This window comes from Nocardioides sp. BP30 (assembly GCF_029873215.1).
Lineage (GTDB): Bacteria > Actinomycetota > Actinomycetes > Propionibacteriales > Nocardioidaceae > Nocardioides.
The window spans coordinates 2,743,383-2,765,396 of the sequence record NZ_CP123620.1 but is presented as its reverse complement, the minus strand read 5'-3'; the positions used below and the strand labels follow the sequence as shown (position 1 = coordinate 2,765,396).

The 22,014-nt window shown below is 70.9% G+C and carries 20 protein-coding genes; 7 read left to right on the top strand and 13 right to left on the bottom strand.

The features are described from left to right. The first annotated feature begins 4 nt into the window (after positions 1-4). Positions 5-988, top strand: coding sequence for a DNA-binding protein WhiA (whiA, locus tag P5P86_RS13115; RefSeq protein ID WP_280607885.1), 984 nt, complete (start codon positions 5-7; stop codon positions 986-988). Positions 989-1,090: 102 nt separating this feature from the next. Here the strand turns inward: whiA and P5P86_RS13110 are convergent, their stop codons facing one another. From P5P86_RS13110 to P5P86_RS13100, 3 genes are all read right to left on the bottom strand, one after another. Next, on the bottom strand, positions 1,091-2,743 hold the full coding sequence (locus P5P86_RS13110) for an Ig-like domain-containing protein (RefSeq protein ID WP_280607884.1): 1,653 nt from the start codon (positions 2,741-2,743) through the stop codon (positions 1,091-1,093). 112 nt (positions 2,744-2,855) lie between these two features. Next, positions 2,856-3,830 (bottom strand): acetylxylan esterase, encoded by a 975-nt coding sequence (locus P5P86_RS13105; protein WP_280607883.1) that lies wholly within the window; start codon positions 3,828-3,830, stop codon positions 2,856-2,858. After that, entirely contained in the window at positions 3,830-4,858 is a 1,029-nt protein-coding gene (locus tag P5P86_RS13100; RefSeq protein ID WP_280607882.1) for a LacI family DNA-binding transcriptional regulator, read from the bottom strand. The genes P5P86_RS13105 and P5P86_RS13100 overlap by 1 nt, the downstream gene beginning before the upstream one ends. A gap of 251 nt (positions 4,859-5,109) precedes the next feature. Here P5P86_RS13100 and gap point away from each other — a divergent pair, with 251 nt between their 5' ends. The 5 genes from gap to P5P86_RS13075 are packed head-to-tail and all read left to right on the top strand — an operon-like array spanning position 5,110 to position 8,736. Next, on the top strand, positions 5,110-6,108 hold the full coding sequence (gap, locus tag P5P86_RS13095) for a type I glyceraldehyde-3-phosphate dehydrogenase (protein WP_280607881.1): 999 nt from the start codon (positions 5,110-5,112) through the stop codon (positions 6,106-6,108). 3 nt (positions 6,109-6,111) lie between these two features. Beyond that, positions 6,112-7,302 (top strand): phosphoglycerate kinase, encoded by a 1,191-nt coding sequence (locus tag P5P86_RS13090; protein ID WP_280607880.1) that lies wholly within the window; start codon positions 6,112-6,114, stop codon positions 7,300-7,302. Next, a complete protein-coding gene (tpiA, locus tag P5P86_RS13085) occupies positions 7,299-8,093 on the top strand; it encodes a triose-phosphate isomerase (protein WP_280607879.1) in 795 nt (264 codons plus the stop codon). The genes P5P86_RS13090 and tpiA overlap by 4 nt, the downstream gene beginning before the upstream one ends. Positions 8,094-8,126: 33 nt before the next feature. Next, complete coding sequence (gene secG, locus P5P86_RS13080) at positions 8,127-8,357, top strand: preprotein translocase subunit SecG (RefSeq protein WP_280611261.1); 231 nt, start codon at positions 8,127-8,129, stop codon at positions 8,355-8,357. A gap of 19 nt (positions 8,358-8,376) precedes the next feature. Beyond that, positions 8,377-8,736 (top strand): RNA polymerase-binding protein RbpA, encoded by a 360-nt coding sequence (locus P5P86_RS13075; RefSeq protein WP_280607878.1) that lies wholly within the window; start codon positions 8,377-8,379, stop codon positions 8,734-8,736. Positions 8,737-8,864: 128 nt separating this feature from the next. Here the strand turns inward: P5P86_RS13075 and pgl are convergent, their stop codons facing one another. From pgl to tkt, 6 genes are read right to left on the bottom strand one after another with little or no spacing between them, the layout of a single operon-like run. Continuing rightward, entirely contained in the window at positions 8,865-9,605 is a 741-nt protein-coding gene (gene pgl, locus P5P86_RS13070; protein ID WP_280607877.1) for a 6-phosphogluconolactonase, read from the bottom strand. Continuing rightward, on the bottom strand, positions 9,602-10,555 hold the full coding sequence (locus P5P86_RS13065; RefSeq protein ID WP_280607876.1) for a glucose-6-phosphate dehydrogenase assembly protein OpcA: 954 nt from the start codon (positions 10,553-10,555) through the stop codon (positions 9,602-9,604). Before P5P86_RS13065 ends, pgl begins: the two co-directional genes overlap by 4 nt. Next, entirely contained in the window at positions 10,552-12,111 is a 1,560-nt protein-coding gene (gene zwf, locus P5P86_RS13060) for a glucose-6-phosphate dehydrogenase (RefSeq protein ID WP_280607875.1), read from the bottom strand. The genes P5P86_RS13065 and zwf overlap by 4 nt, the downstream gene beginning before the upstream one ends. Next, entirely contained in the window at positions 12,108-13,775 is a 1,668-nt protein-coding gene (gene pgi, locus P5P86_RS13055) for a glucose-6-phosphate isomerase (RefSeq protein ID WP_280607874.1), read from the bottom strand. Before pgi ends, zwf begins: the two co-directional genes overlap by 4 nt. A gap of 17 nt (positions 13,776-13,792) precedes the next feature. Then, entirely contained in the window at positions 13,793-14,899 is a 1,107-nt protein-coding gene (gene tal, locus P5P86_RS13050; protein ID WP_280607873.1) for a transaldolase, read from the bottom strand. Positions 14,900-14,959: 60 nt separating this feature from the next. Next, entirely contained in the window at positions 14,960-17,005 is a 2,046-nt protein-coding gene (gene tkt, locus P5P86_RS13045) for a transketolase (protein ID WP_280611260.1), read from the bottom strand. Positions 17,006-17,203: 198 nt separating this feature from the next. Between tkt and P5P86_RS13040 the strand changes: the two genes are divergently transcribed. After that, positions 17,204-18,154 (top strand): heme o synthase, encoded by a 951-nt coding sequence (locus tag P5P86_RS13040; RefSeq protein WP_280607872.1) that lies wholly within the window; start codon positions 17,204-17,206, stop codon positions 18,152-18,154. Between the two features lie 34 nt (positions 18,155-18,188). Here P5P86_RS13040 and P5P86_RS13035 read toward each other — a convergent pair whose 3' ends face one another. The 4 genes from P5P86_RS13035 to P5P86_RS13020 all read right to left on the bottom strand — a co-directional run bounded on the left by P5P86_RS13035 (position 18,189) and on the right by P5P86_RS13020 (position 21,869). After that, positions 18,189-19,115, bottom strand: a complete 927-nt coding sequence (locus P5P86_RS13035) for a type IV toxin-antitoxin system AbiEi family antitoxin (RefSeq protein ID WP_280607871.1) — start codon at positions 19,113-19,115, stop codon at positions 18,189-18,191. 231 nt (positions 19,116-19,346) lie between these two features. Next, a complete protein-coding gene (locus tag P5P86_RS13030; RefSeq protein WP_280607870.1) occupies positions 19,347-20,252 on the bottom strand; it encodes a COX15/CtaA family protein in 906 nt (301 codons plus the stop codon). After that, positions 20,243-21,028 carry an ABC transporter permease gene (locus tag P5P86_RS13025; protein ID WP_280607869.1) on the bottom strand — a complete coding sequence of 262 codons (786 nt, stop codon included), beginning with the start codon at positions 21,026-21,028 and terminating at the stop codon, positions 20,243-20,245. Before P5P86_RS13025 ends, P5P86_RS13030 begins: the two co-directional genes overlap by 10 nt. Beyond that, positions 21,021-21,869 (bottom strand): ABC transporter ATP-binding protein, encoded by an 849-nt coding sequence (locus tag P5P86_RS13020; RefSeq protein ID WP_280607868.1) that lies wholly within the window; start codon positions 21,867-21,869, stop codon positions 21,021-21,023. Before P5P86_RS13020 ends, P5P86_RS13025 begins: the two co-directional genes overlap by 8 nt. Positions 21,870-22,014: the final 145 nt, after the last annotated feature.

Below are 22,014 nucleotides of genomic sequence, written 5' to 3'. Positions count from 1 at the left end.
CCGCATGGCGATGACGGGACAGGTGAAGGCCGAGCTCTCGAGCACCCAGATCACGAAGACGTGCTGTCGCAAGGCCGAGGTGGCCACCACCCTGCGCTTCGCCGGCGGCCTGCACATCGTCAACGGCAGGATCGTGGTCGAGGCCGAGCTGGACACCGGTGCCGCCGCGCGCCGTCTGCGCAAGGACATCGCCGAGGTCTACGGACACCATGCCGAGGTGGCGATCGTTCAGGCCAACGGCATCCGCAAGGGCTCGCGCTACATCGTGCGGGTGGTCAAGGACGGTGAGGCACTGGCGCGCCAGACCGGGCTGCTCGACCAGCGTGGTCGGCCGGTGCGCGGGCTACCGCCCGCCGTGGTCTCCGGTGCCGCGTGCGACGCCGTCGCCGCGTGGCGCGGAGCCTTCCTGGCCCACGGCTCGTTGACCGAGCCCGGCCGGTCGAGCTCGCTGGAGGTGACCTGCCCCGGTGCCGAGGCGGCGCTCGCGCTGGTCGGCGTGGCCCGGCGGCTGGGCATCCAGGCCAAGGCCCGCGAGGTCCGCGGTGTCGACCGCGTGGTCATCCGCGACGGCGATGCGATCGGCCAGCTGCTCACCCGCCTCGGCGCCCACGAGTCGCTGATGGCGTGGGAGGAACGGCGGATGCGCCGCGAGGTCCGGGCCACCGCCAACCGGCTGGCGAACTTCGACGACGCCAACCTGCGGCGCTCGGCTCGCGCCGCCGTCGCTGCCGGCGCGCGGGTGGACCGGGCGATGGAGATCCTCGGCGAGGAGGTGCCCGACCACCTCAAGCTCGCCGGTCAGCTCCGGCTGGAGCACAAGCAGGCCTCGCTGGAGGAGCTGGGCCAGCTGCACGTGCCCCCACTGACGAAGGACGCGATCGCGGGGCGGATCCGCCGATTGCTGGCGATGGCGGACAAGCGCGCCGAGGAGCTCGGCGTACCGGACACGGAGGCGTCGCTGACGCCCGACATGCTCGCCGAGGACTGAGCCGAGCATCGCGGTTCGGCGCGTCGAGAGCGACCGTCGAGCCTGGAACAGCCGATCGCCCGGCCGCGCAGCTGCGCGGCCGGGCGATCGGCGTCGTGGACGCTACTTGCGCCGCGGGGGAGAGGTCACCACGACCGGCGCATTCTGCGTCGCGGCCGGGATGGTCGGGTAGAGGCCGCTGCGGGCGCCGCGGACGTAGGTGACGTAGGTCTGAGCCGATGCCGGGATCTGGATCCCGGTGGTGCTGCCGCGGGAGAGGAACATCGTGGTGAACCCGGCGGCGTGCGCGTGCTTGAGCACCTTGAGGGCGTACTTCTGCCCGCCCGAGAGGTTGGAGAGCACCTTGATCTCGACCCGGCTGCGCCACGCGGTGCCGTAGTACTGCCGGGCGAGCGCCGCGAGGTTGGCGAACGCCGCGTCCAACGTGGCTGCCTTGGTGAACGGGTGGACGTTCTTGACCTCCCACTCGACCGAGAGCCCGTACTTCGCGTCCTGGCGCATCGTGGCGGCCGCGTCGCGCAGGCCGGGCCGGTTCTGGATCGCGGCCCAGGTCTTGGTCTCGAAGCGGCCCTTCTTGAGCCACTTCGGGTTGAACGGCGAGCCGTGGGCGTTGACCCAGACCAGATCCGCGGCCTGCGAGATGCGCGCTGCTCCGGCGAGCTTCTGGGGGCGGGCCTGGAACACGAGCTGACCGTCCTGGTCGATCCAGGTGTAGCCCTTGGCGTGGGCCGCACGGGTGCCGCGGGCCGCGTCGGCGTAGACGCCGCCGGCGTTCTTGATGCGCTTGTCGTTGTGGTAGAACGCCTTGCCCGGGGCGGCGTAGGACACCGTGCCCACGATCACCTGGTAGCTGGGCTCCTTGCCGCCGTGGATGTCGTTGACGTTGAGGTCCGCGTAGACCAGGTAGCCGCCGGTCGCGTAGCCCGTCGCTGTCAGCGGCCCGGTGCCGGAGCCCGGCCCGGTGAAGGTGACCTTGCCGAGGGCGTTGGTCACGCCGAGCTGGTCGACGCGGGGACCGTATGTGCCGGCCGCCTGGCCCGCGAGTCGCACCGGTGCCCCGACGACCGGGAGGCCGTACTGGTCGGTGACCGAGGCGGTGATGAGCACGTTGCCGGTGCCGGGGACAGCGGTGGTGGTGGCCCGCACGGTGGTGACGACCTGCGCGTACAGCGCGGCGTCGATCGTGGCCGAGGAGGTGCCGTCGCTCACCCGGATGGTGGCGGTCGGGTCGAGGACGCCGTTGTACGCCGTCAGGTCGACCGGCTCCGCGAAGCTGCCCACGGCGCCGACGGGGAAGACACCGGTCGGGAGCGGCAGGGTCGTGGGTGCACCGGTCGTGGTCGTCGTCCCCGAGCCCGGCAGGGTCGTCGGGGTCGCCGAGCCGGTCGGGCTCGCGCTCGGCGTGGTCACCGGTGTGGGGGTCGGCGTCGGGGTGGTGGTGGCGATGCCGTTCGCGTCGACGGCGGTGGGCGCGGTCGTGCCCGTCGTGCTCCCCAGGACGCCGGCGAAGGAGTGCCCGTCCTTGCGCTGGTAGAAGCCGAGCGGGTCGCCGGAGCGCGCCGGCCGCGTGAAGGTGAAGCGGCTCGCCGCGCTCAGGGCGATGCTGCCGTCGCCGTCCTGGTCACCCGCGCGACGGCTCGTGCCGCCGTGGTGCTGGGCGATGACAGGGATGGCAGCCAGCACGGCCGCGGCGGCGGCGAGGGCCACCACCCGTCGCGTGGGCTTGGTCCGAGGTCCGGTCGTGTGCACCGTCATTCCTTCACGATCGTGACTGATGTTGCGGATGTTGCTCGTGTGAAAGTAGACGTTAGAGCAGACACGGCGTTTCGCCCAGAGTTTGAGCGAAAAACGTGCTAATGACGCGGTCTCAGGCGAGGGTGGCGCGCAACCAGTCGACCTGGCGTGCGCTGTGGAACGCGCCGCCGCCCTCATGGTCGTTGAACTCGTAGACGGCGATGTCCTTGGGACCGGCGTAGGCGTGGTAGGCCGCGAAGACGGTCGAGGGCAGGCAGATGCTGTCCATCATGGCCACCGAGAACAGGGCTGGGGCGCTGGCCCGGCGAGCGAGCACCGCGGCGTCGAAGTGGGCGAGCGTCGCGAACACCTGCTCGGTGCGGTCACGATGGGCACCGAGGTAGCGGGCGACCTCGGCGTAGGGATCGCCGGGCGACAGGTCCACCGCGCGCCGGAAGTGGGCGAGGAAGGGTACGTCGGGCATCGCCGCGGCCACCTCCGGTGACAGCGATGCGACGGCCGTCGCGATGCCGCCACCCTGGCTGTGCCCCGTGACAGCCACGCTCGTCGGGTCGACCTCCGGATGGGCGCGGAGCACGGCGACGGCGCGGACGGCGTCGACGAACACCCGGCGATAGAAGTGGTCCTCGGGTCGCTCGATGCCGCGCGTGAGGAAGCCACCCTGGGCGGGTCCCGCCGCCGCAGGATCGGCGGTGTCGCCCGTGGTCCAGCCGCTTCCCTGGCCGCGGGTGTCCATCACCAGGTGGGCGAAGCCCGCCTGGGCCCAGAACGTGTGCTCGTGCGGCAGCCCGCGACCGCCGTTGTAGCCCTGGTACTGCACGACGCCGGCGAGCGGCGCCTCGTCCCGCAGGGCAGCCGCCGGCAGGTGCAACCACGCCCGGATCGGGGCGCCACCGAAGCCCGCGTAGGTCACGTCGTGGGTCACGACCCCCGGGAGGATCGACGGCACGCGCTCCAGGCGCACGTCGAGCGGTACGCCGGCTGCTTCGGCGAGCGTCCCGTGCCAGAAGGAGTCCAGCCCCGGCGGCTCGGGGAGGTCCTCACGCAGCTCCCACAGCTCGCTGAGCGACAGGTCGATGCGTGGCATCAGCCGCGTGCCGGCGCCGCGGTCGAGGCCCGCGCCACCAGTCGGGTGTCGAGGCGTACGTGCACGCCGGTCGGAGGGGGTGTGCCCTCGTTGGCGTCGAGGCGCTCGACCAGCAGCTGGGCCGCCCGGCGCCCCATCTCGCGGATCGGTTGCTCGATGGTGGTGAGACCGGGGTCGCTCATCGCCGCGTCCGGGACGTTGTCGAAGCCGATCACCGACAGGTCGTCGGGTACCCGCAGGCCGAGTTCGTGCGCGACGTCGATGGTGGCCAGGGCGGTCGCGTCGTTGGCGGCGAAGATCGCGGTGGGTCGGGCACCGGCAGCCCGGTCGAGGAGGGTCCGGGCAGCAGCGGCAGCGACCTCGGGGTCGTAGCCGCCAGCCGCGAACTCGACGGCGTCGCACGGCGTGTGCGCATCGCGCAGCGCCGCCCGGAACCCGTCCTCGCGCAGCTGGGCCGAGGCGAGGTCGTCGCGTCCGGTGATCATGGCGATCCGGCGGTGTCCGAGGGCGAGCAGGTGCTGGCCGGCGAGGTAGCCGCCACGGGCGTTGTCGGCATCCACCGTGGGGATGTCCGATCGACCGGCATGGGGGTCGACCGCCACGATCGGGACGCTCGCCACGATGTCGGTCACGGTGGGCGTGACGAGCACGGCCCCGTCGATCAGGGTGCCGCTGAGCCGGTTGAGGTGGCGGCGCTCCCAGCCGATGTGCTCGCCGACGCGGGCGGCCGCGGCGTAGGCGACCAGTTCGTACTCGGTGCCGCGGAGCACGTCCGCGACGCCCTTGAGCACCTCGGCACTGAAGGGCTCGAGGTCCGCGACCAGGACGCCGATCACGTTGGTGCGCTGGTTGCGCAGGCTGCGTGCGACCAGGCTGGACTCGTAGCCGAGCTCCTCGATCACCGCGCGGACCCGTACCGCTGTGGCCTCCGAGACGCCGTAGCGGTCGTTGAGCACCTTGGAGACGGTGGCGACCGAGACGCCCGCGGCCTGGGCGACCTCGCGGATCGTGACGCGGGGCGGGACCATGGGCAGACCCTACTGATCGAAAACGTTATCGACAACGGCTCCATGCGTATGGCGACGGCGTACTCACCGGTAGCGCGCGGCGCCGCCGCGGGCACGGGGTGACGGCAGTGCGGGTCCGTGCGTCCGACCGGTGGAACCTGCGCTCGGGCTCCCTCGGCAGTCTCCGGGCGGACTCGGTAGGGTCGGGATGGGTCACCGAAGGCCCGATCCAAGCCGCGGGTCACCAAAGGCCCCGAACCAGGAGAAGAACCATGACCGTTCGTGTAGGCATCAACGGGTTCGGCCGCATCGGCCGCAACTTCTTCCGCGCCGTGCGCGCCTCCGGTCTCGACATCGAGATCGTGGGCGTCAACGACCTCTCCGACAACGCCGTCCTGGCCCACCTGCTCAAGTACGACACCATCCTCGGCACGCTCGACGCCGACGTGTCCGCCGCCGACGGCGAGATCAAGGTCGGCGACCAGGTCATCAAGGCCTTCGCCGAGCGCGACCCCGCCAACCTGAAGTGGGCCGACCTCGGCGTGGACATCGTGGTCGAGTCGACCGGCTTCTTCACCGACGCCACCAAGGCCCGGGCGCACGTCGACAACGGCGGCGCCAAGAAGGTCATCATCTCCGCGCCGGCCTCCAACGAGGACGCCACGATCGTGATGGGCGTCAACGAGGGCATCTACGACGCCGACCAGCACACCGTCGTCTCCAACGCCTCCTGCACGACCAACTGCCTCGCTCCGCTGGCCAAGGCGCTGCACGAGGGCATCGGCATCACCAAGGGCCTCATGACCACCGTGCACGCCTACACCGCCGACCAGAACCTGCAGGACAACATCCACAAGGACCTGCGTCGCGCCCGCGCCGCTGCCCTGAACATCGTGCCGACCTCGACCGGCGCCGCCAAGGCGATCGGCCTGGTCCTGCCCGAGCTCAAGGGCAAGCTCGACGGCTACGCCCTGCGCGTCCCGGTCCCGACCGGCTCGCTGACCGACCTGTCGTTCGAGGCCTCCCGCGAGACCTCGGTCGAGGAGATCAACGAGATCGTGCGCAAGGCGGCCGACGGTCGCTACCTGGTCTACTCGACCGACCCGATCGTCTCCTCGGACATCGTCACCAACCCGGCCTCCTCGATCTTCGACGCGCCGCTGACGAAGGTCATCGGCAACCAGGTCAAGGTCGCCTCCTGGTACGACAACGAGTGGGGCTACTCCAACCGCCTCGCCGACCTGATCGACTACATGGGCAAGAGCCTCTGACCCATGGGCTCCTACACCGGTCTCGGCGAGGTCGCCGGGAAGCGTGTCCTCGTCCGCTCCGACCTGAACGTCCCCCTCAAGGACGGCCGGATCACCGACGACGGGCGCATCCGTGCCTCCGTTCCGACGATCCAGACGCTCGCCGAGGCCGGTGCCCGCGTCGTCGTGACGGCCCACCTGGGCCGTCCCGACGGCGCCCCGGACCCGAAGTACAGCCTGGCGCCGGTCGCCCAGCGCCTCGGTGAGCTGCTGGGTCGGCCGGTGGCCTTCGCCACCGACACCGTCGGCCCCTCCGCCCAGGAGACGGTCGCCGGACTGGCCGACGGCGACGTGGCGCTGCTGGAGAACGTGCGCTTCAACGCCGGCGAGACGGTCAAGGACGACGCCACCCGCGCTGCCTTCGCGGCCGAGCTGGCGTCGCTGGCTGACGCGTTCGTCTCCGACGGGTTCGGCGTGGTGCACCGCAAGCAGGCCAGCGTCTACGACGTCGCCCGGCTGCTGCCGCACGCCATGGGCGGCCTCGTGCGGGCCGAGATCGACGTGCTGCGTCGGCTCACCGACACCCCCGAGCGCCCGTACGCCGTCGTCCTCGGCGGCTCCAAGGTCTCGGACAAGCTCGGCGTGATCGACAACCTGCTGGGCAAGGCCGACACGCTGCTGATCGGCGGCGGCATGGTCTTCACCTTCCTCAAGGCACAGGGCCACGAGGTCGGCAAGAGCCTCCTGGAGGAGGATCAGATCCCCACCGTGCTGGAGTACCTCGAGCGCGCGCAGGCCAACGGCGTCGAGATCGTCCTGCCGACCGACATCGTGGTCGCCGACTCCTTCGGCGACGAGGCGTCTGCGCGGGTCGTGGCCGCTGACCAGATCCCGGCGGACTCGCTCGGGCTGGACATCGGTCCCGACTCCGGCGCCGCCTTCGGCCGGGTCGTGGAGCAGGCCGCCACGGTCTTCTGGAACGGCCCGATGGGCGTCTTCGAGCAGGCCGCCTTCGCCGAGGGCACCCGCGCCGTCGCTGCCGCGCTGACCAAGGTCGACGGCCTCTCGGTCGTCGGTGGCGGTGACTCGGCGGCCGCTGTTCGCGCGCTGGGCTTCACCGACGACCAGTTCGGTCACATCTCGACCGGCGGCGGTGCCTCGCTGGAGTACCTGGAGGGCAAGGAGCTCCCCGGCATCACGGTGCTCGAGGCATGAGCGCCAAGCGCACCCCGCTGATGGCGGGGAACTGGAAGATGAACCTCAACCACCAAGAGGCGGTGGTGCTGGTCCAGAAGCTGGCGTGGACGCTCTCCGACAAGCGGCACGACTACGGCAAGGCCGAGGTAGCGGTGCTGCCGCCGTTCACCGACATCCGCTCGGTGCAGACCCTGGTGGACGGTGACAAGCTCTCCATCCGCTACGGCGCGCAGGACGTGTCGGTGCACGAGAGCGGTGCCTACACCGGGGAGATCTCCGCGGGGATGCTCGCCAAGCTCGGCGTGAGCTACGTGGTGGTCGGCCACTCCGAGCGTCGCCAGTACCACGGCGAGACCGACGCGCTGGTGGCGCAGAAGGCCGCCGCAGCACTGGCTGCCGGGATCACCCCGATCGTCTGCGTCGGCGAGGGCCTGGAGGTCCGTCAGGCCGGCACCCACGTCGACCACTGCACCGAGCAGACCGTCGGCTCGCTCGCCGGGCTCAGCGCGGAGCAGGTGGCCGGTCTGGTCATCGCCTACGAGCCCGTCTGGGCCATCGGTACCGGCGAGGTCGCCACCCCCGAGGACGCCCAGGAGGTGTGCGCCGCGATCCGGGCCCAGGTCGAGGAGACGTACGGCGAGGCCGCGGGTGCCGGCGTACGGGTCCTCTACGGCGGCTCGGTGAAGGCGAACAACGTCGTGGGCATCATGGCGAAGCCGGATGTGGACGGCGCGCTGGTCGGCGGAGCCAGCCTGGTGGTCGAGGAGTTCGCGGCGATCTGCCGCTTCTATGACCTGCCTGCGTTGTGACGCGGCGCGAGTGACGTAGGATTCCCGATCGTGCTGGAACTTCTCTTCACCATCGTGCTGGTGATCGCGAGCGCCCTGATGATCCTGCTGGTGCTGTTGCACAAGGGTCGAGGTGGTGGCCTGTCCGACATGTTCGGCGGCGGTGTCTCGAGCTCGCTCGGCGGCTCCTCGGTCGCCGAGCGCAACCTCGACCGGCTGACCATCGGCATCGGCGTGATCTGGTTCGCGTGCGTGATCGCACTCGGCCTGCTCCTCGCCTACTGATCTCGAGAAGGACGACAACATGGCTGGTGGAGCGAACGCGATCCGGGGTAGCCGGGTCGGCGCTGGTCCGATGGGCGAGGCGGAGCGCGGCGATGCAGCGCCCCGCAAGGCCGTCACCTACTTCTGTGCCAACGAGCACCGCTCGGTGATCACCTTCGCGGTCGAGGCGACCCCGCCCGACGCGTGGGACTGCCCCAAGTGCGGTCTGCCGGGTGGTCTGGACGCGCAGAACGCACCTGCGGCACCCAAGATCGAGCCCTACAAGACCCACCTCGCCTACGTGAAGGAGCGCCGCTCCGACAAGGAGGCCGAGGACATCCTCGAGGAGGCCATCAACCTCCTGCGGTCGCGGCGCAAGTCCGGCGAGATCATCTTCTGACGCGGCTCGGGGCTCTCCCGCCTCGGGTACCGGGTCCTCACGCGGCGAGGGGCCCCACACGGCATCGTGTGGGGCCCCTCGCTCGTCCGCGGCACTCCGGGATCGGTCGCGGAACTACCGCATCGAGGCTAGAGCCGCGAGGCGGCGTCGCGGTCCAGGAACCAGATGGTCTCGTCCTGGCCCGACACGCCCGCGGCCGGCGTCTGGTGCAGGTCGGCTCCGCCGAGCGCGCTGGCGACCGCCTCGGCCTTGCCCTCGCCGCTGACGAGGAACCACACCGAGCTGGCGTTGCGCAGCGCCTGGAACGTGAGGCTGATGCGCAGCGGCGGCGGCTTGGGGGATCCGGTGACGCCGACGGCGAGCATGTCGAAGCTGTCGAGCTGGGGGAAGCCGGGGAAGAGCGAGGCCACGTGCCCGTCGGGCCCGACGCCCAGCATCATCACGTCGAAGTGGCCGCCGCTGGCCAGCAGCTCCTGGGCGTAGGCGGCCGCACCGGTGTCGACATCGGGAACCTCCGCCGGGGAGGGCATCTGGTGGATGCGGTGGGCGGGGACGCCGACCTCGTCGAGGAAGGCGGCCCGCGCCTGGCCCGCGTTGCGGTCGGGGGAGTCGGGGTCGACGAAGCGCTCGTCGCCGAACCAGAACTCGACGGCGCCCCAGTCGACGCCGGACTCGGGGGCGAGCCGGGCGATCTCGCGGTGGATCGACTCGGCGATCGTGCCGCCGGTGAGGCAGATGCTCGGTACGCCGCCGGCAGCCTGCGCGTCGGCGATCCGGTTGAGCAGCTCGCCCGCGACGGCCGTGGAGAGCTCAGCGGCGTCCTCGTGGACCTCGACGCGCGGCTGGGGAGGCTCAGGGGTGGTGGTCACTTCTTGGAGCCCTTTCTGGTCGGAGTGCGCCGGCTGGTGCGGCCGGCGACGCTGCGGGTGAGGTAGCGCGCGGTCGCGGCGTAGACGTTGTCCTCGTCGAGCCGGCGCAGCTCCTCGGCGAGCAGCTCGGGCACGTCGCGTCGCTTGAGCGCCACGGGTCGGTCCGGGTTGCCCGGGGAGGTGAAGGTTGCGTGCCGTCCGTCCTCGCGGTGGATCCGGATCGGGCCCTTGGCGGTCTCGAGCACCACGTCCGTGACGCCCGGGCCCGGGGAGACGGTCCGCTTCACCTCGACGCGCAGTCGGCTGGCGAGCCAGGCGACCAGCAGGTCGGCGCTGGGGTTGACCCGTTCGGCGCTGACCGAGCCACCTGTCACCTTGAGCGGATGCTGGTCCAGGGCGACCGCCAGCAGCGCGCGCCAGGGCGTCAGCCGCGTCCAGGCGAGATCGGTGTTGCCCGGCGAATAGGCCGCGCACTGGACGTGCAGCGCGCGGGTGCTGGGGTTGCTGACCGTCTGGGTGTCGGTGATCCGGCGCTGCGCCAGCCGACCGAGCGGGTCGCTGGCGGGATCGACCGGCGCCGCACCCGGCCACCAGGCCACCACCGGCGAGTCGGGCAGCAGCAGCGGCAGGACGACCGACTCCGGGTGGCGCACGACCTCGCCGGAGAGCCGGATCAGCGCCATCTCGCCGCCCCAGCCGGCGCCCACAGTGACCTCGGCGTCGACGTCGGCCGCTCCTCGCGACGAGCCGAGGACGACCGCCAGCACCCGCGCGGGGTGCTCGTGGGAGGCGAGCCGGGCCGCCTCCAGGGCGGACTCGACAGCGTCCTCGTCGATGACGACGATCAGCGTCATCACCATTCCCATCGCGGGGCTGCCGGCGTGGGTGCGCGCCCGCACGAACTCGGCGGCGATCGCGGCGCTGTTGGTTCCGGTGAGCCGGCGCGTCATGGCCGCCTCCATACGCGGCCGTCGCGGGCCAGCATCGCCTCGGCCGACGAGGGCCCCCAGCCGCCGGAGTCGTAGGCCTCGGGCCGCTTGCCCTTCTTGTCCTGAGCCGCCCAGAAGTCCAGGATCGGGTCCAGGATCTGCCAGGACAGCTCGACCTCCTCGTGGCGGGGGAACAGCGGCGGATCGCCGAGCAGCACGTCGAGGATCAGGCGCTCGTAGGCCTCGGGCGAGGCCTCGGTGAAGGTGCTGCCGTAGGCGAAGTCCATGGTGACGTCGCGGATCTCCATCGCGGTGCCGGGCACCTTGGAGCCGAACCGCACGGTCATGCCCTCGTCGGGCTGGATCCGGATGACGAGGGCGTTCTGGGTCAGCTCCTCGGTCGCGGTGGGGTTGAACAGCTGGTGCGGGGCGCGCTTGAAGGCGATCGCCACCTCGGTCACCCGACGACCGAGCCGCTTGCCGGTCCGCAGGTAGAACGGCACCCCGGCCCAGCGCCGGTTGTCGACGTGGAGCGTGACGGCGGCGAACGTCTCGGTGGTGGACTTGGGGGAGATGCCCTGCTCCTGCAGGAAGCCGGGGACCTTCTCGCCACCCGCCCAGCCGGCGGCGTACTGCCCGCGGGCGGTCGTGGCCTCCAGGTCGTCGGGCAGGCGTACCGACCCGAGCACCTTCTGCTTCTCGATCCGCAGCGCCAGCGCGTCGAAGGTGGCCGGCTCCTCCATCGCCACCAGCGACATCAGCTGGAGGAGGTGGTTCTGGATGACGTCGCGGGCGGCGCCGATGCCGTCGTAGTAGCCCGCACGTCCGCCGATGCCGACGTCCTCGGCCATCGTGATCTGCACGTGGTCGACGTAGTTCGCGTTCCAGATCGGCTCGAACATGGTGTTGGCGAAGCGCAGCGCCAGGATGTTCTGGACCGTCTCCTTGCCGAGGTAGTGGTCGATCCGGAAGATCGACCCCTCGGGGAAGACCTCGTCGAGCACCCCGTTGAGCTTGCGGGCCGACTCCAGGTCGTGGCCGAACGGCTTCTCCACCACGACCCGACGCCAGGCACCCTCGGCCTCGGTCAGGCCGTGCTCGCGCAGCTGACCGACGACCGCGCCGAAGAAGCCGGGTGGGATGGCGAGGTAGAAGGCATGGTTGCCGCCGGTGCCGCGCGCCTCGTCGAGCTCCTCGATGGTGGCGCGCAGCTTCTCGAACGCCTCGTCGTCGTCGAAGTCGCCGGGGACGAACCGGAACCCTTCGGCGAGCTGGTCCCAGACCTCCTCGCGGAACGGCGTGCGGGCGTGCTCCTTGACCGCGTCGTGCACGACCTGGGCGAAGTCCTCGTCGGCCCAGTCGCGGCGGGCGAAGCCGGTCAGCGAGAAGCCCGGTGGCAGCAGGCCCCGGTTCGCGAGGTCGTAGATCGCCGGCATGACCTTCTTGCGCGACAGGTCGCCGGTGACCCCGAAGAGCACGAGCCCGCAGGGGCCGGCGATCCGGGGGAGTCGGCGGTCCTGCGGATCGCGCAGCGGGTTGTCGCGCGGCGCGGTGGCCCGGGCGGGACGTGGGCTCACTTCCGGTGGCTCCGGTAGTAGTCGATCAGGGCCCTGGTGGAGGGGTCCTGGGCGCTGGCCGCCTTCTCGTCGCCGGAGACCGCCGGGCTGATCTGCAGGGCGAGCTGCTTGCCCAGCTCCACGCCCCACTGGTCGAAGCTGTCGATGCCCCACACCACGCCCTGGGTGAAGGTGATGTGCTCGTAGAGCGCGATCAGCTGTCCGAGGACGGCGGGGGTGAGCACCGGCGCCATGATCGAGGTCGTCGGACGGTTGCCGGGGAAGACCCGGGCCGCCACGATCGCCTCCGCCGTACCTTCCGCGCGCACCTCGTCGGCGGTCTTGCCGAAGGCGAGCGCCCGGGTCTGGGCGAAGAAGTTCGACAAGAACAGCTCGTGCACGTCGGTCTCGCCGTCCTTGAGCGCGTACGCCGGGGTGGCGAAGGCGATGAAGTCGGCGGGCACGAGGCGGGTCCCCTGGTGGATGAGCTGGTAGAAGGCATGCTGACCGTTGGTGCCGGGCTCGCCCCAGAAGACCTCACCGGTGTCGGTGGTCACGGGGCTGCCGTCCCACCGCACCGACTTGCCGTTCGACTCCATCGTCAGCTGCTGCAGGTAGGCCGGGAAGCGGTGCAGGAGCTGGGCGTAGGGCAGGACCGCGTGGGTGCCGGCGTCGAGGAAGTTGCCGTACCAGATGTTGAGCAGGCCCATGAGCGCCGGGACGTTGCGGGTCAGCTCGGTGTGGCGGAAGTGCTCGTCCATCGCGTGCATCCCGCCGAGGAACTCGGTGAAGCGCTCGGGACCGATCGCGATCGCCAGCGACGTACCGATCGTGGAGTCGACCGAGTAGCGGCCGCCCACCCAGTCCCAGAAGCCGAACGCGTTCGCCGGGTCGATGCCGAAGTCGGCGACCTTGTCCAGCGCCGTGGAGACGGCGACGAAGTGTCGGGCGACGGCCTCCTCGTCCTTGCCCTCGAAGACCCGCTGGGCGCGAAGGTTGTCGAGCAGCCAGGAGCGGCACAGTCGCGCGTTGGTGAGGGTCTCCAGCGTGGAGAAGGTCTTGCTGGAGACGATGAACAGGGTCGTGGTCGGGTCGAGGTCGGCCAGCTTGCGGGCCGCGTCGGTGGGATCGATGTTGCTGATGAACCGGCACTCGATCTCGGGGCTCCGGTAAGGGGCGAGCGCCTCGTAGGCCATCACCGGGCCCAGGTCGGAGCCGCCGATGCCGATGTTGACGACCGTCCGGATACGGCGGCCGGTGACGCCGGTCCACGCGCCGGATCGGACGCGCTCGGCGAAGTCGAACATGTGCCGCAGCGCCTCGTGCACCTCGGTGACCACGTTGACGCCGTCGACCACGAGCGTGGCGTCCTCGGGCAGCCGCAGGGCGGTGTGCAGGACGGCGCGGTTCTCGGTGACGTTGATGCGCTCACCGCGGAACATCGCCTCGCGACGTTCCTCCAGGCCGACCTCGCCGGCCAGCTCGACCAGGGCGTCCAGGATCTCCTGGGTGATCAGGCCCTTCGACAGGTCGACGTGCAGGTCGGCGGCGTCGAAGGTGAGCCGCTGGGCCCGCCCCGGATCGGCGGCGAACCAGCCGCGCAGATCCGGGGCGAAGCCCTGGGCGTACTGGGACAGACGGCCCCAGGCCGCCGTACCCGTGGGATCAACCGGAGTCGTTGTCACAGGCGCGGCTCCCACCCTCAGGCCCCTGCCCTCTCCATCTGGCCCTTGACGGTGTCGAGCAGGTCGGTCCAGGAGCCCTTGAACTTGTCGACGCCCTCGTTCTCCAGGGTGAGGAACACGTCGTCCAGGTCGATCCCGACGGCGACGAGCTGGTCGAAGACCTGCTGGGCCTCGGCCCCCCTGCCGCTGACCTGATCGCCCTTGACCTCGCCGTGGTCGGCGAAGGCCTGCAGGGTCTTCTCGGGCATGGTGTTGACCGTGTCGGCGACGACGAGGTCGGCGACGTAGAGGGTGTCGGGGTACGCCGGGTTCTTCACGCCGGTGGAGGCCCACAGGGGGCGCTGCGCGTTCGCGCCGGCGTCGGCCAGCGTGCGCCACCGGTCGCTGGCGAGCACCTCCTCGAAGGCCGCGTAGGCGAGACGGGCGTTGGCCACCGCGGCCTTGCCGCGCAGCGCGAGCGCGTCGTCCGAACCGATCTTCTCCAGGCGCGCGTCGATCTCGGTGTCCACGCGGCTGACGAAGAAGCTGGCCACCGACCGGATCGTCGACAGGTCGATGCCGGCCTCCTTGGCCTGCTCCAGGCCGGTCAGGTAGGCGTCCATCACGGCGCGGTAGCGCTCGACGGAGAAGATCAGCGTCACGTTGACGCTGATCCCGGCCGCGATCGCCGCGGTGATGGCCGGCAGACCCTCCAGGGTCGCCGGGATCTTGATCAGGGCGTTCGGCCGGTCGACGGCCGCCCACAGGGCCTTGGCGCTGCCGATGGTGCCCTCGGTGTCGTTGGCGAGGGTCGGCTCGACCTCGATCGAGACCCGTCCGTCGTCCTTGGTCGCCTGGGCGACCGGAGCGAGGATGTCGCACGCGTTGCGCACGTCCTCGGTGGTGAGCTCGAAGATCACCTTGTCGACGTCGGCGCCCTCGGCGACGAGTCGGGCGACCTGGTCGTCGTACCGCTCGCCGTCGGCGATCGCCGCGGCGAAGATGGTCGGGTTCGTGGTCACGCCCACGACGGACGACTCCTTGACGAGGTCGGCCAGGTTGCCGGTCTCGATGCGCTCGCGCGACAGGTCGTCGAGCCAGATGGACACGCCGGCATCGGCCAGCGCCTTGAGACGGTCACTCATGATGGAACTCCCGTTCGTTTTGATCGATCCAATTCGACTTTAGCGCGCGAGCGCACCGCCTCAGTGGGCGGCCGCCTCGATGCTGTCGCGTGCGGCCTGGGCGACCGCCTCGGCGGTGAAGCCGAACTCCTTGAAGATGCGCGCACCGTCCGCGCTGGCGCCGTAGTGCTCCAGGCTGACCATCCGCCCGTTGTCCCCGACGTACTCGCGCCATCCCTGGCGGATGCCCGCCTCGACGCTGACGCGCGCCTTGACGCCGGGCAGCAGGACCTGGTCGCGGTAGGCCTGCGTCTGCTGCTCGTACCACTCGATCGAGGGCATCGAGACCACCCGCGCGCGGATGCCCTCGGCGAGCAGCTGCTCCCGGGCGGCGACGGCCAGCTGCACCTCCGAGCCGGTGCCGATCAGGATGACGTCCGGCTCCCCGCCCTCGGCGTCGATCAGGACGTAGCCGCCCTTGCCGACGTGCTCGGTGGTCGCGAACCCCTCCTCGCCGCGCGGGAAGGTCGGCAGGTTCTGCCGGCTCAGGATCAGGCCGGCCGGGCGGTCGGTGTTCTTGAGGATCTGCAGCCAGGCGGCAGCCGTCTCGTTGGCATCGGCCGGCCGGACGATGTCCAGGCCGGGGATGGCCCGCAGCGCCCACAGGTGCTCGACCGGCTGGTGCGTCGGGCCGTCCTCTCCCAGGCCGATCGAGTCGTGCGTCCAGACCCAGATCGAGGGCGCCTTCATCAGCGCGCCGACCCGGACCGCTCCGCGCATGTAGTCGGAGAACTGCAGGAAGGTGCCACCGAAGGCGCGGGTGCCCCCGTGCACGGCGATGCCGTTGATGATCGCGCCCATGCCGTGCTCGCGGATGCCGAAGTGCAGCACCCGGCCCTGGTAGGGGTCGCCCTCCCAGTCGTGGGTCGAGCGGCTCGCCGGGATGAACGACTTGGCGCTGGTGATCGTGGTGTTGTTCGAGCCGGCGAGGTCGGCCGAGCCGCCCCAGAGCTCCGGCATCAGGTCCGCGATGGCGTTGATCACCTTGCCGGACGCGGCGCGGGTCGCCACGCCCTTGGCGTCGGCCGGGAAGACCGGCAGCGCCGCCTCGAGGCCCTCGGGGAGGGCGCGGGTGCGCAGCCGCTCGAGGATGGCCACCTGCTCGGGGTTGGCCTCGGCCCAGGCGGCGTACCTCTCCGACCAGGCCGCCTCCAGCTCCTTGCCGCGGGCGTGCAGTGCGCGGGTGTGCTCCAGGACGTCGGCCGGCACGTAGAAGTCCTGCTCGGGGTCGAACCCGAGCAGCTTCTTGGTGGCGGCGACCTCCTCGGCGCCGAGCGCGCTGCCGTGGGCCGCCTCGGTGTTCTGCGCCTTCGGCGAGGGCCACGCCAGGATCGTGCGCAGCACGATGATGCTCGGCTGGTCGGTGACCGCCTCGGCCGCGCGGATCGCCTCGTAGAGGGCCGGGACGTCCTCGTGGTAGTTCGCGCCGTCGGCGTGGTCGCCGCCGTGCAGCCAGTCGACGATCTGGACGTGCCAGCCGTAGGCCTCGTAGCGCTTGGCGACGTCCTCGGTGAAGGCGACGTCGGTGTTGCCCTCGATCGAGATCTTGTTGGCGTCGTAGATGAGCGTGAGATTGCCCAGCTGCTGCGTGCCGGCGATGGAGGAGGCCTCGCCGCTGACGCCCTCCTCCAGGTCGCCGTCGGAGGCGATCGCGTAGATGTGGTGGTCGAACAGCGACTCCCCGGGAGCGGCGTCCGGGTCGAGCAGGCCCCGCTCGCGGCGGGCGGCCATCGCCATGCCCACCGCGTTGCCGACACCCTGGCCGAGCGGGCCGGTGGTGACCTCGACGCCGGCGGTGTGGCCGTACTCGGGGTGACCCGGGGTCTTGCTGCCCCAGGTGCGCAGGCTCTCGATGTCCTCGATCTCCAGGCCGAAGCCGCCGAGGAAGAGCTGAAGGTAGAGGGTGATGGAGCTGTGCCCGCAGGAGAGCACGAAGCGGTCGCGGCCCAGCCAGGAGGGGTCGGCCGGGTTGTGCTTCATCACCTTCTGGAAGAGCAGGTACGCGGCAGGCGCCAGGCTCATGGCGGTCCCGGGATGGCCGTTGCCCACCTTCTGCACGGCGTCCATCGCCAAGACCCGGATGGTGTCCACGGCCTTCTTGTCGAGGTCGGTCCACTCAAGTTCAGGGGTTGCAGTCACGGGAGTCCTCTCTGAGACGTACGGCGAATCCGAGCCTACTCATGCCGAGGGTTAGACTCACACCCGCTGTCCTAGCGATGGCACCACGGGACAAGACCGAGGTTCCACCAACAGTTGAGGAAGTCCGTGACGTACGTCGGTGAGCGAAGCCCGGGTCTCAGTACCCAGGAACACGACTCTCCGCGAGCGACCCTCAAGGATGTCGTGGCCGCGTACGTCGGCCTGACCAAGCCGCGCGTCATCGAACTGCTCCTGCTGACCACCGTGCCGGTGATGTTCTTCGCCGCGCGCGGGGTCCCCGGCCTGGGCCTCGTGGTGGCCACCGTGGTGGGTGGGACGCTGTCGGCCGGCTCCGCGTCGGTGTTCAACTGCGTCTACGACCGCGACATCGACGAGCAGATGCGCCGTACGCGGCGGCGGGCGCTGCCGCGCCACATCGTCTCGCCCGGCGCCGCGCTGGTGTTCGGAGCGGCCCTGGCGGTGCTCTCCACCGCCATCCTGGCGATCTGGGTGAACACGCTCTCGGCGGCGCTGTCGCTGGGGGCGAACGCGTTCTACGTCTTCGTCTACACGATGCTGCTCAAGCGGCGCACGACGCAGAACATCGTCTGGGGCGGGATCGCCGGCTGCTTCCCGGCGATGATCGGCTGGACAGCCGTCACGGATCACCTCTCCTGGGCGCCGGTCATCCTCTTCCTGGTGGTCTTCTTCTGGACCCCGCCGCACACCTGGGCGCTCGCACTGCGCTACCGCGAGGACTACGCCAACGTGGACGTGCCGATGCTGCCGGTGGTCAAACCGGCCCGCGAGGTCGGTCGGCAGATCGTGCTCTACAGCTGGGTGATGGTCGCTGTCTCGCTGTCCCTGTGGCCGATCGCCTCCACCGGGTGGTTCTACCCGGCTGCGGCGACGGTGCTCGGCGCGATCTTCCTGTTGCAGGCGCACCGCATGCACGCTCGCACTCGCGGCACGGAGGATCTCTCCGTGATCCAGCCGATGCACCTGTTCCACAGCAGCAACCTCTACCTCTCGCTGCTCTTCGTCGCCGTCGCGGTGGACCCCCTCATCTCTCGTTGAGTCGGGCCTGCGTCCGGGTTGAGTCGGGCCTGCGTCACCAGCGGCGGTTGTCGTACGTCGCAGCCAGCGCGAGGCGCAGCTCCCGGATCCACCGGTCGCGCCGCTCGCCGGTGAAGTCACCCGACCGGATCACGATCACCGTCCAGCCGTTCTTCCGCAGCCAGGCGCGCCGGGCAGCGTCATGGCGGCGCTGCTCGTCGGTGCGGTCGTGGAACTCCGCGCCGTCGTACTCGATGGCGATCCGGCGCCGTTCGTAGGCGAAGTCCAGACGGTAGGTCGGCACGCCGTCGATCTCGATCCAGACCTGCGGCTCCGGCATCGGCAGCCCGGCGTCGTGGATCTCCAGCCAGGTCCACGACTCCCGGGCGGACTCGATCCTCGGCTCGACGAGCTGCGCGAGCTCGCGCAGCTGGATGACCCCTCGACGGCGGTGGAAGCGCGGCAGCAGGACCCGCAGGTCGTCCGCGCTCACGGCGTGCAGGCGCCCGAACGTGTTGAGTGCTGCCATCGCCTCACGGCGACGCAGGTGGCAGCCGAGGTCGAGAGCCGTGCGCAGCGGAGTGGTCACGCGCAGACCGTCGATCACCATGATGTCCCCGGGTGCGAGATCACGGGTGCGGCCGCGGACGTCTCGCCGCTGGGTCGGGTTGGCTCCGCGCAGCACGCAGGTCTCCACGGGTGGCGGCTCCTCCAGCTCGACGTAGGTGAAGGTGTTCACCCCGTGGATGGCTGCGGCCGTGCGGTCGACCGCCACGTGCCCCTCGGCGACGGCCAGCGAGACGGCCGCCGCTCTGAGCCGGGTGGTGTCCTCGAGGTCGGCCCGGACGAAGGCCTCGCGCACGACCGCCCGGATCACACCGTCCTCGACCAGGCGGTAGAAGTCACGGCGGGTCAGCCCGAGCTCGAGCAGCTCGGCCCGGCGGAAGGGGCGGTCGGGGATCACGATGGTCGGAGTGGTCATGGCACGAGCGTCGTCGCCGTACGCCGCTCCGTGCGGCGCGGCGCTGGTTCCTGTGGAGAAGGCGGTCAGCAGCCTCGGCTGTGGACGAGATCGGGCCATCTAGGAACGACGCAGGCCCGAATGAACCCGGACGCAGGCCCGACTCAACCCGGACGCAGGCCCGACTCAACCCGGACGCAGGCCCGACTCGACCCGGACGCAGGCCCGACTCAACCCGGACGCAGGCCCGAATCAGCGGGTGTGCGGGCGCGTGGAGAGCACCACCCGGGCGAGCCCGGCGGCGGTGAGGGCGGCACCGAGCATGTGCAGGCCCACGACGAAGGCCGGCAGCCCCGTCTCGTACTGGATCCAGCCGACGATGCCCTGGGCGAGCTCCACGCCGAGGAGCACCCCGACGACGAGCCGCAGATAGGGCGAGCGCCGCACGACCACCAGCAGCGTCACGGTGAGCGCCACCAGCAGATCGACAGCGAGCGCGTGCAGGTGGGACATCGTTGCCGGGTCGAGTCCGGTGCGCTTGGACTGCAGGTCGCCTGAGTGCGGGCCGGAGCCGGTCACGATGGTGCCCAGCCAGAGCACTACCCAGCCGAGGGCGAAGACGGCCCACGACAGCCCTGCGACGCGCCGGGGAGCGGCGCCCCGGGCGGGGGACCAGAGCGTGTCGAGCATCCACACGCACAGGGAGATCATGGCCATCGAGGCGAGCAGGTGCAGCGCGACCACCCAGGGGTTCAGGTCGGTGAGGACGCTGATGCCGCCGATCACCGCCTGCAGCGGAATGCCGAGGGCGATGCCGACCGCCAGCCGCCTGACCTTGCCCACCCGGTCCCAGGCTGCGACGACCACCGCGATCGCGATGGCGGTGAGCACGTAGGTGAGCATCCGGTTGCTGAACTCGATCACGCCGTGGATGCCGGTGGCGCCGTGGCGGACATACGACCCGTCGGTGCATTCGGGCCACGTCGGGCAGCCGAGCCCCGACGAGGTCAGCCGTACGACGCCGCCGGTCACGACGAGCAGGATGTTCGCGCACAGGTTCGCGACGGCGAGCGGCACCAGGTGGCCGCGCAGCCAGCTCCTGACCCGGCCCGGACGCCGGGTGTCGGGGGTGGCGCGAGCGGTGGAGATCACTCCCATTTGAACGTCCTTGCCGTCAGTGCCGTCCCGAGCGCCGCCCATACCGCGAGGACACCGAGGTCGCGCCAGGCCACGTTCGCGTCGAGGAAGGCGCCGCGCATCGCCTCGCCCAGGGCGCCCGAGGGCAGCCAGCGGGCGACGTGGCCGAAGCTGCCGTAGGCGCTGGTGGGCAGCACGACGGCACCGCCGGCCATCAGGAGCAGGTAGATCAGGTTGGCCGCCGCCAGCGTCGCCTCGGCGCGCAGGGTGCCGGCCACGAGTAGCCCCAGCGAGGCGAAGGCGGCCGTGCCGAGGGCGACGCCCAGGAACGCACCGAGCACGCCCGCCCGCGGCGTCCATCCGAGCAGCTGGCCGACCCCACCGATCACGATGATCTGGATCAGCTGGACGGCGAGGAGCGCCAGGATCTTGCCCAGCAGCAGCCCCGAACGCGGCAGCGGCGAGGAGCCCAGCCGCTTGATCACGCCGTAGCGCCGCTCGAAGCCGGTGGCGATCGCCAGCGAGGTGAACGAGGTCGACATCACCGCGAGCGCGATCACGCCGGGCGTGAAGATGTCGACCAGGGGCCGCGGGTCGGTCAGCTTGAGGTCCAGGTGGGTCCCGGCGGTGACGCCGCCGACCAGGATCAGCACCGGGATCACCACGGCCAGGAGCAGCTGCTCGCCGTTGCGCAGCATCAACCGGGCCTCCATCGAGGCCTGGGCGAGTACCTGACGGCCGAACGGGGCCGCACCGGGCCGTGGTGCCAGGTCGAGCGGCGTGGAGAGCTCACTCATGGCCCATGCCCCTTCCGGTGAGCTCGAGGAAGACGTCCTCCAGCGTGCGTGATCCGAAGCTCATCGACCGCACGCCGACGCCGTACTCCTTGCTCCAGTGCTCCACGGCGGTGCGCAGTGCCGCCTCGGTCTCGGCGGGGAGCTCCTGGTCGACGACCAGCCGCACGGTGGCCGACGAGCCGCGGGTGAGTTCCTCCGGCGAGCCGGACGCGATCAGCTGGCCGTGGTCGATGATGTGCACCTGGTCGGCCAGCTGCTCGGCCTCCTCCAGGTAGTGCGTGGTCAGCACGACGGTGACGCCGGACTCGCGCAGCTCGCGCAGCAGCTCCCACGTCGTACGTCGGGCGGCGGGATCCATCCCGGCCGTCGGCTCGTCGACGAAGACGATCTCGGGGCGGCCCACGATCGCCATCGCCAGCCCCAACCGCTGCTGCTGACCACCCGAGAGGCGCCTGTACGGCGTCCGCCCGCACTCGTGCAGCCCCAGCCGGTCGGCGAGTGCGTCGACCGGCAGCGGATCGGCGTGCAGCCGGGCGATGTGCCGCAGCATCTCCATGGCGCGCACGCCGCTCCAGGCGCCCTGGCCCTGCAGCATCACGCCGATGCGGGGAAGCAGGTCGCGGCGCTGCGTCACCGGGTCGAGACCGAGCACGCGCACGGTGCCCGACTGCGGCCGCCGGTAGCCCTCGCAGGTCTCCAGCGTGGTCGTCTTGCCAGCGCCGTTCGGCCCCAGGACGGCGGTGATCGAACCGGCCTCGACGCTGAGCGAGAGGCCGTCGACGGCGGTCTTGGTGCCGTAGGTCATGCGCAGGCCGGAGACCTCGACAGCGGGCTGTGACACCGCGCCAGTGTAAGGATCGAAGGCGGCGGAGCCCGCTTCCGCACCTGGGAACGAGCCTGTGAGTGTGGCGAGTGTCTCATCCTGAGGACGCATGCGGCGCGCGGCCGCCTCGGGTTAGGGTCGCCTTCGTTGAAAGGCCGCCCCC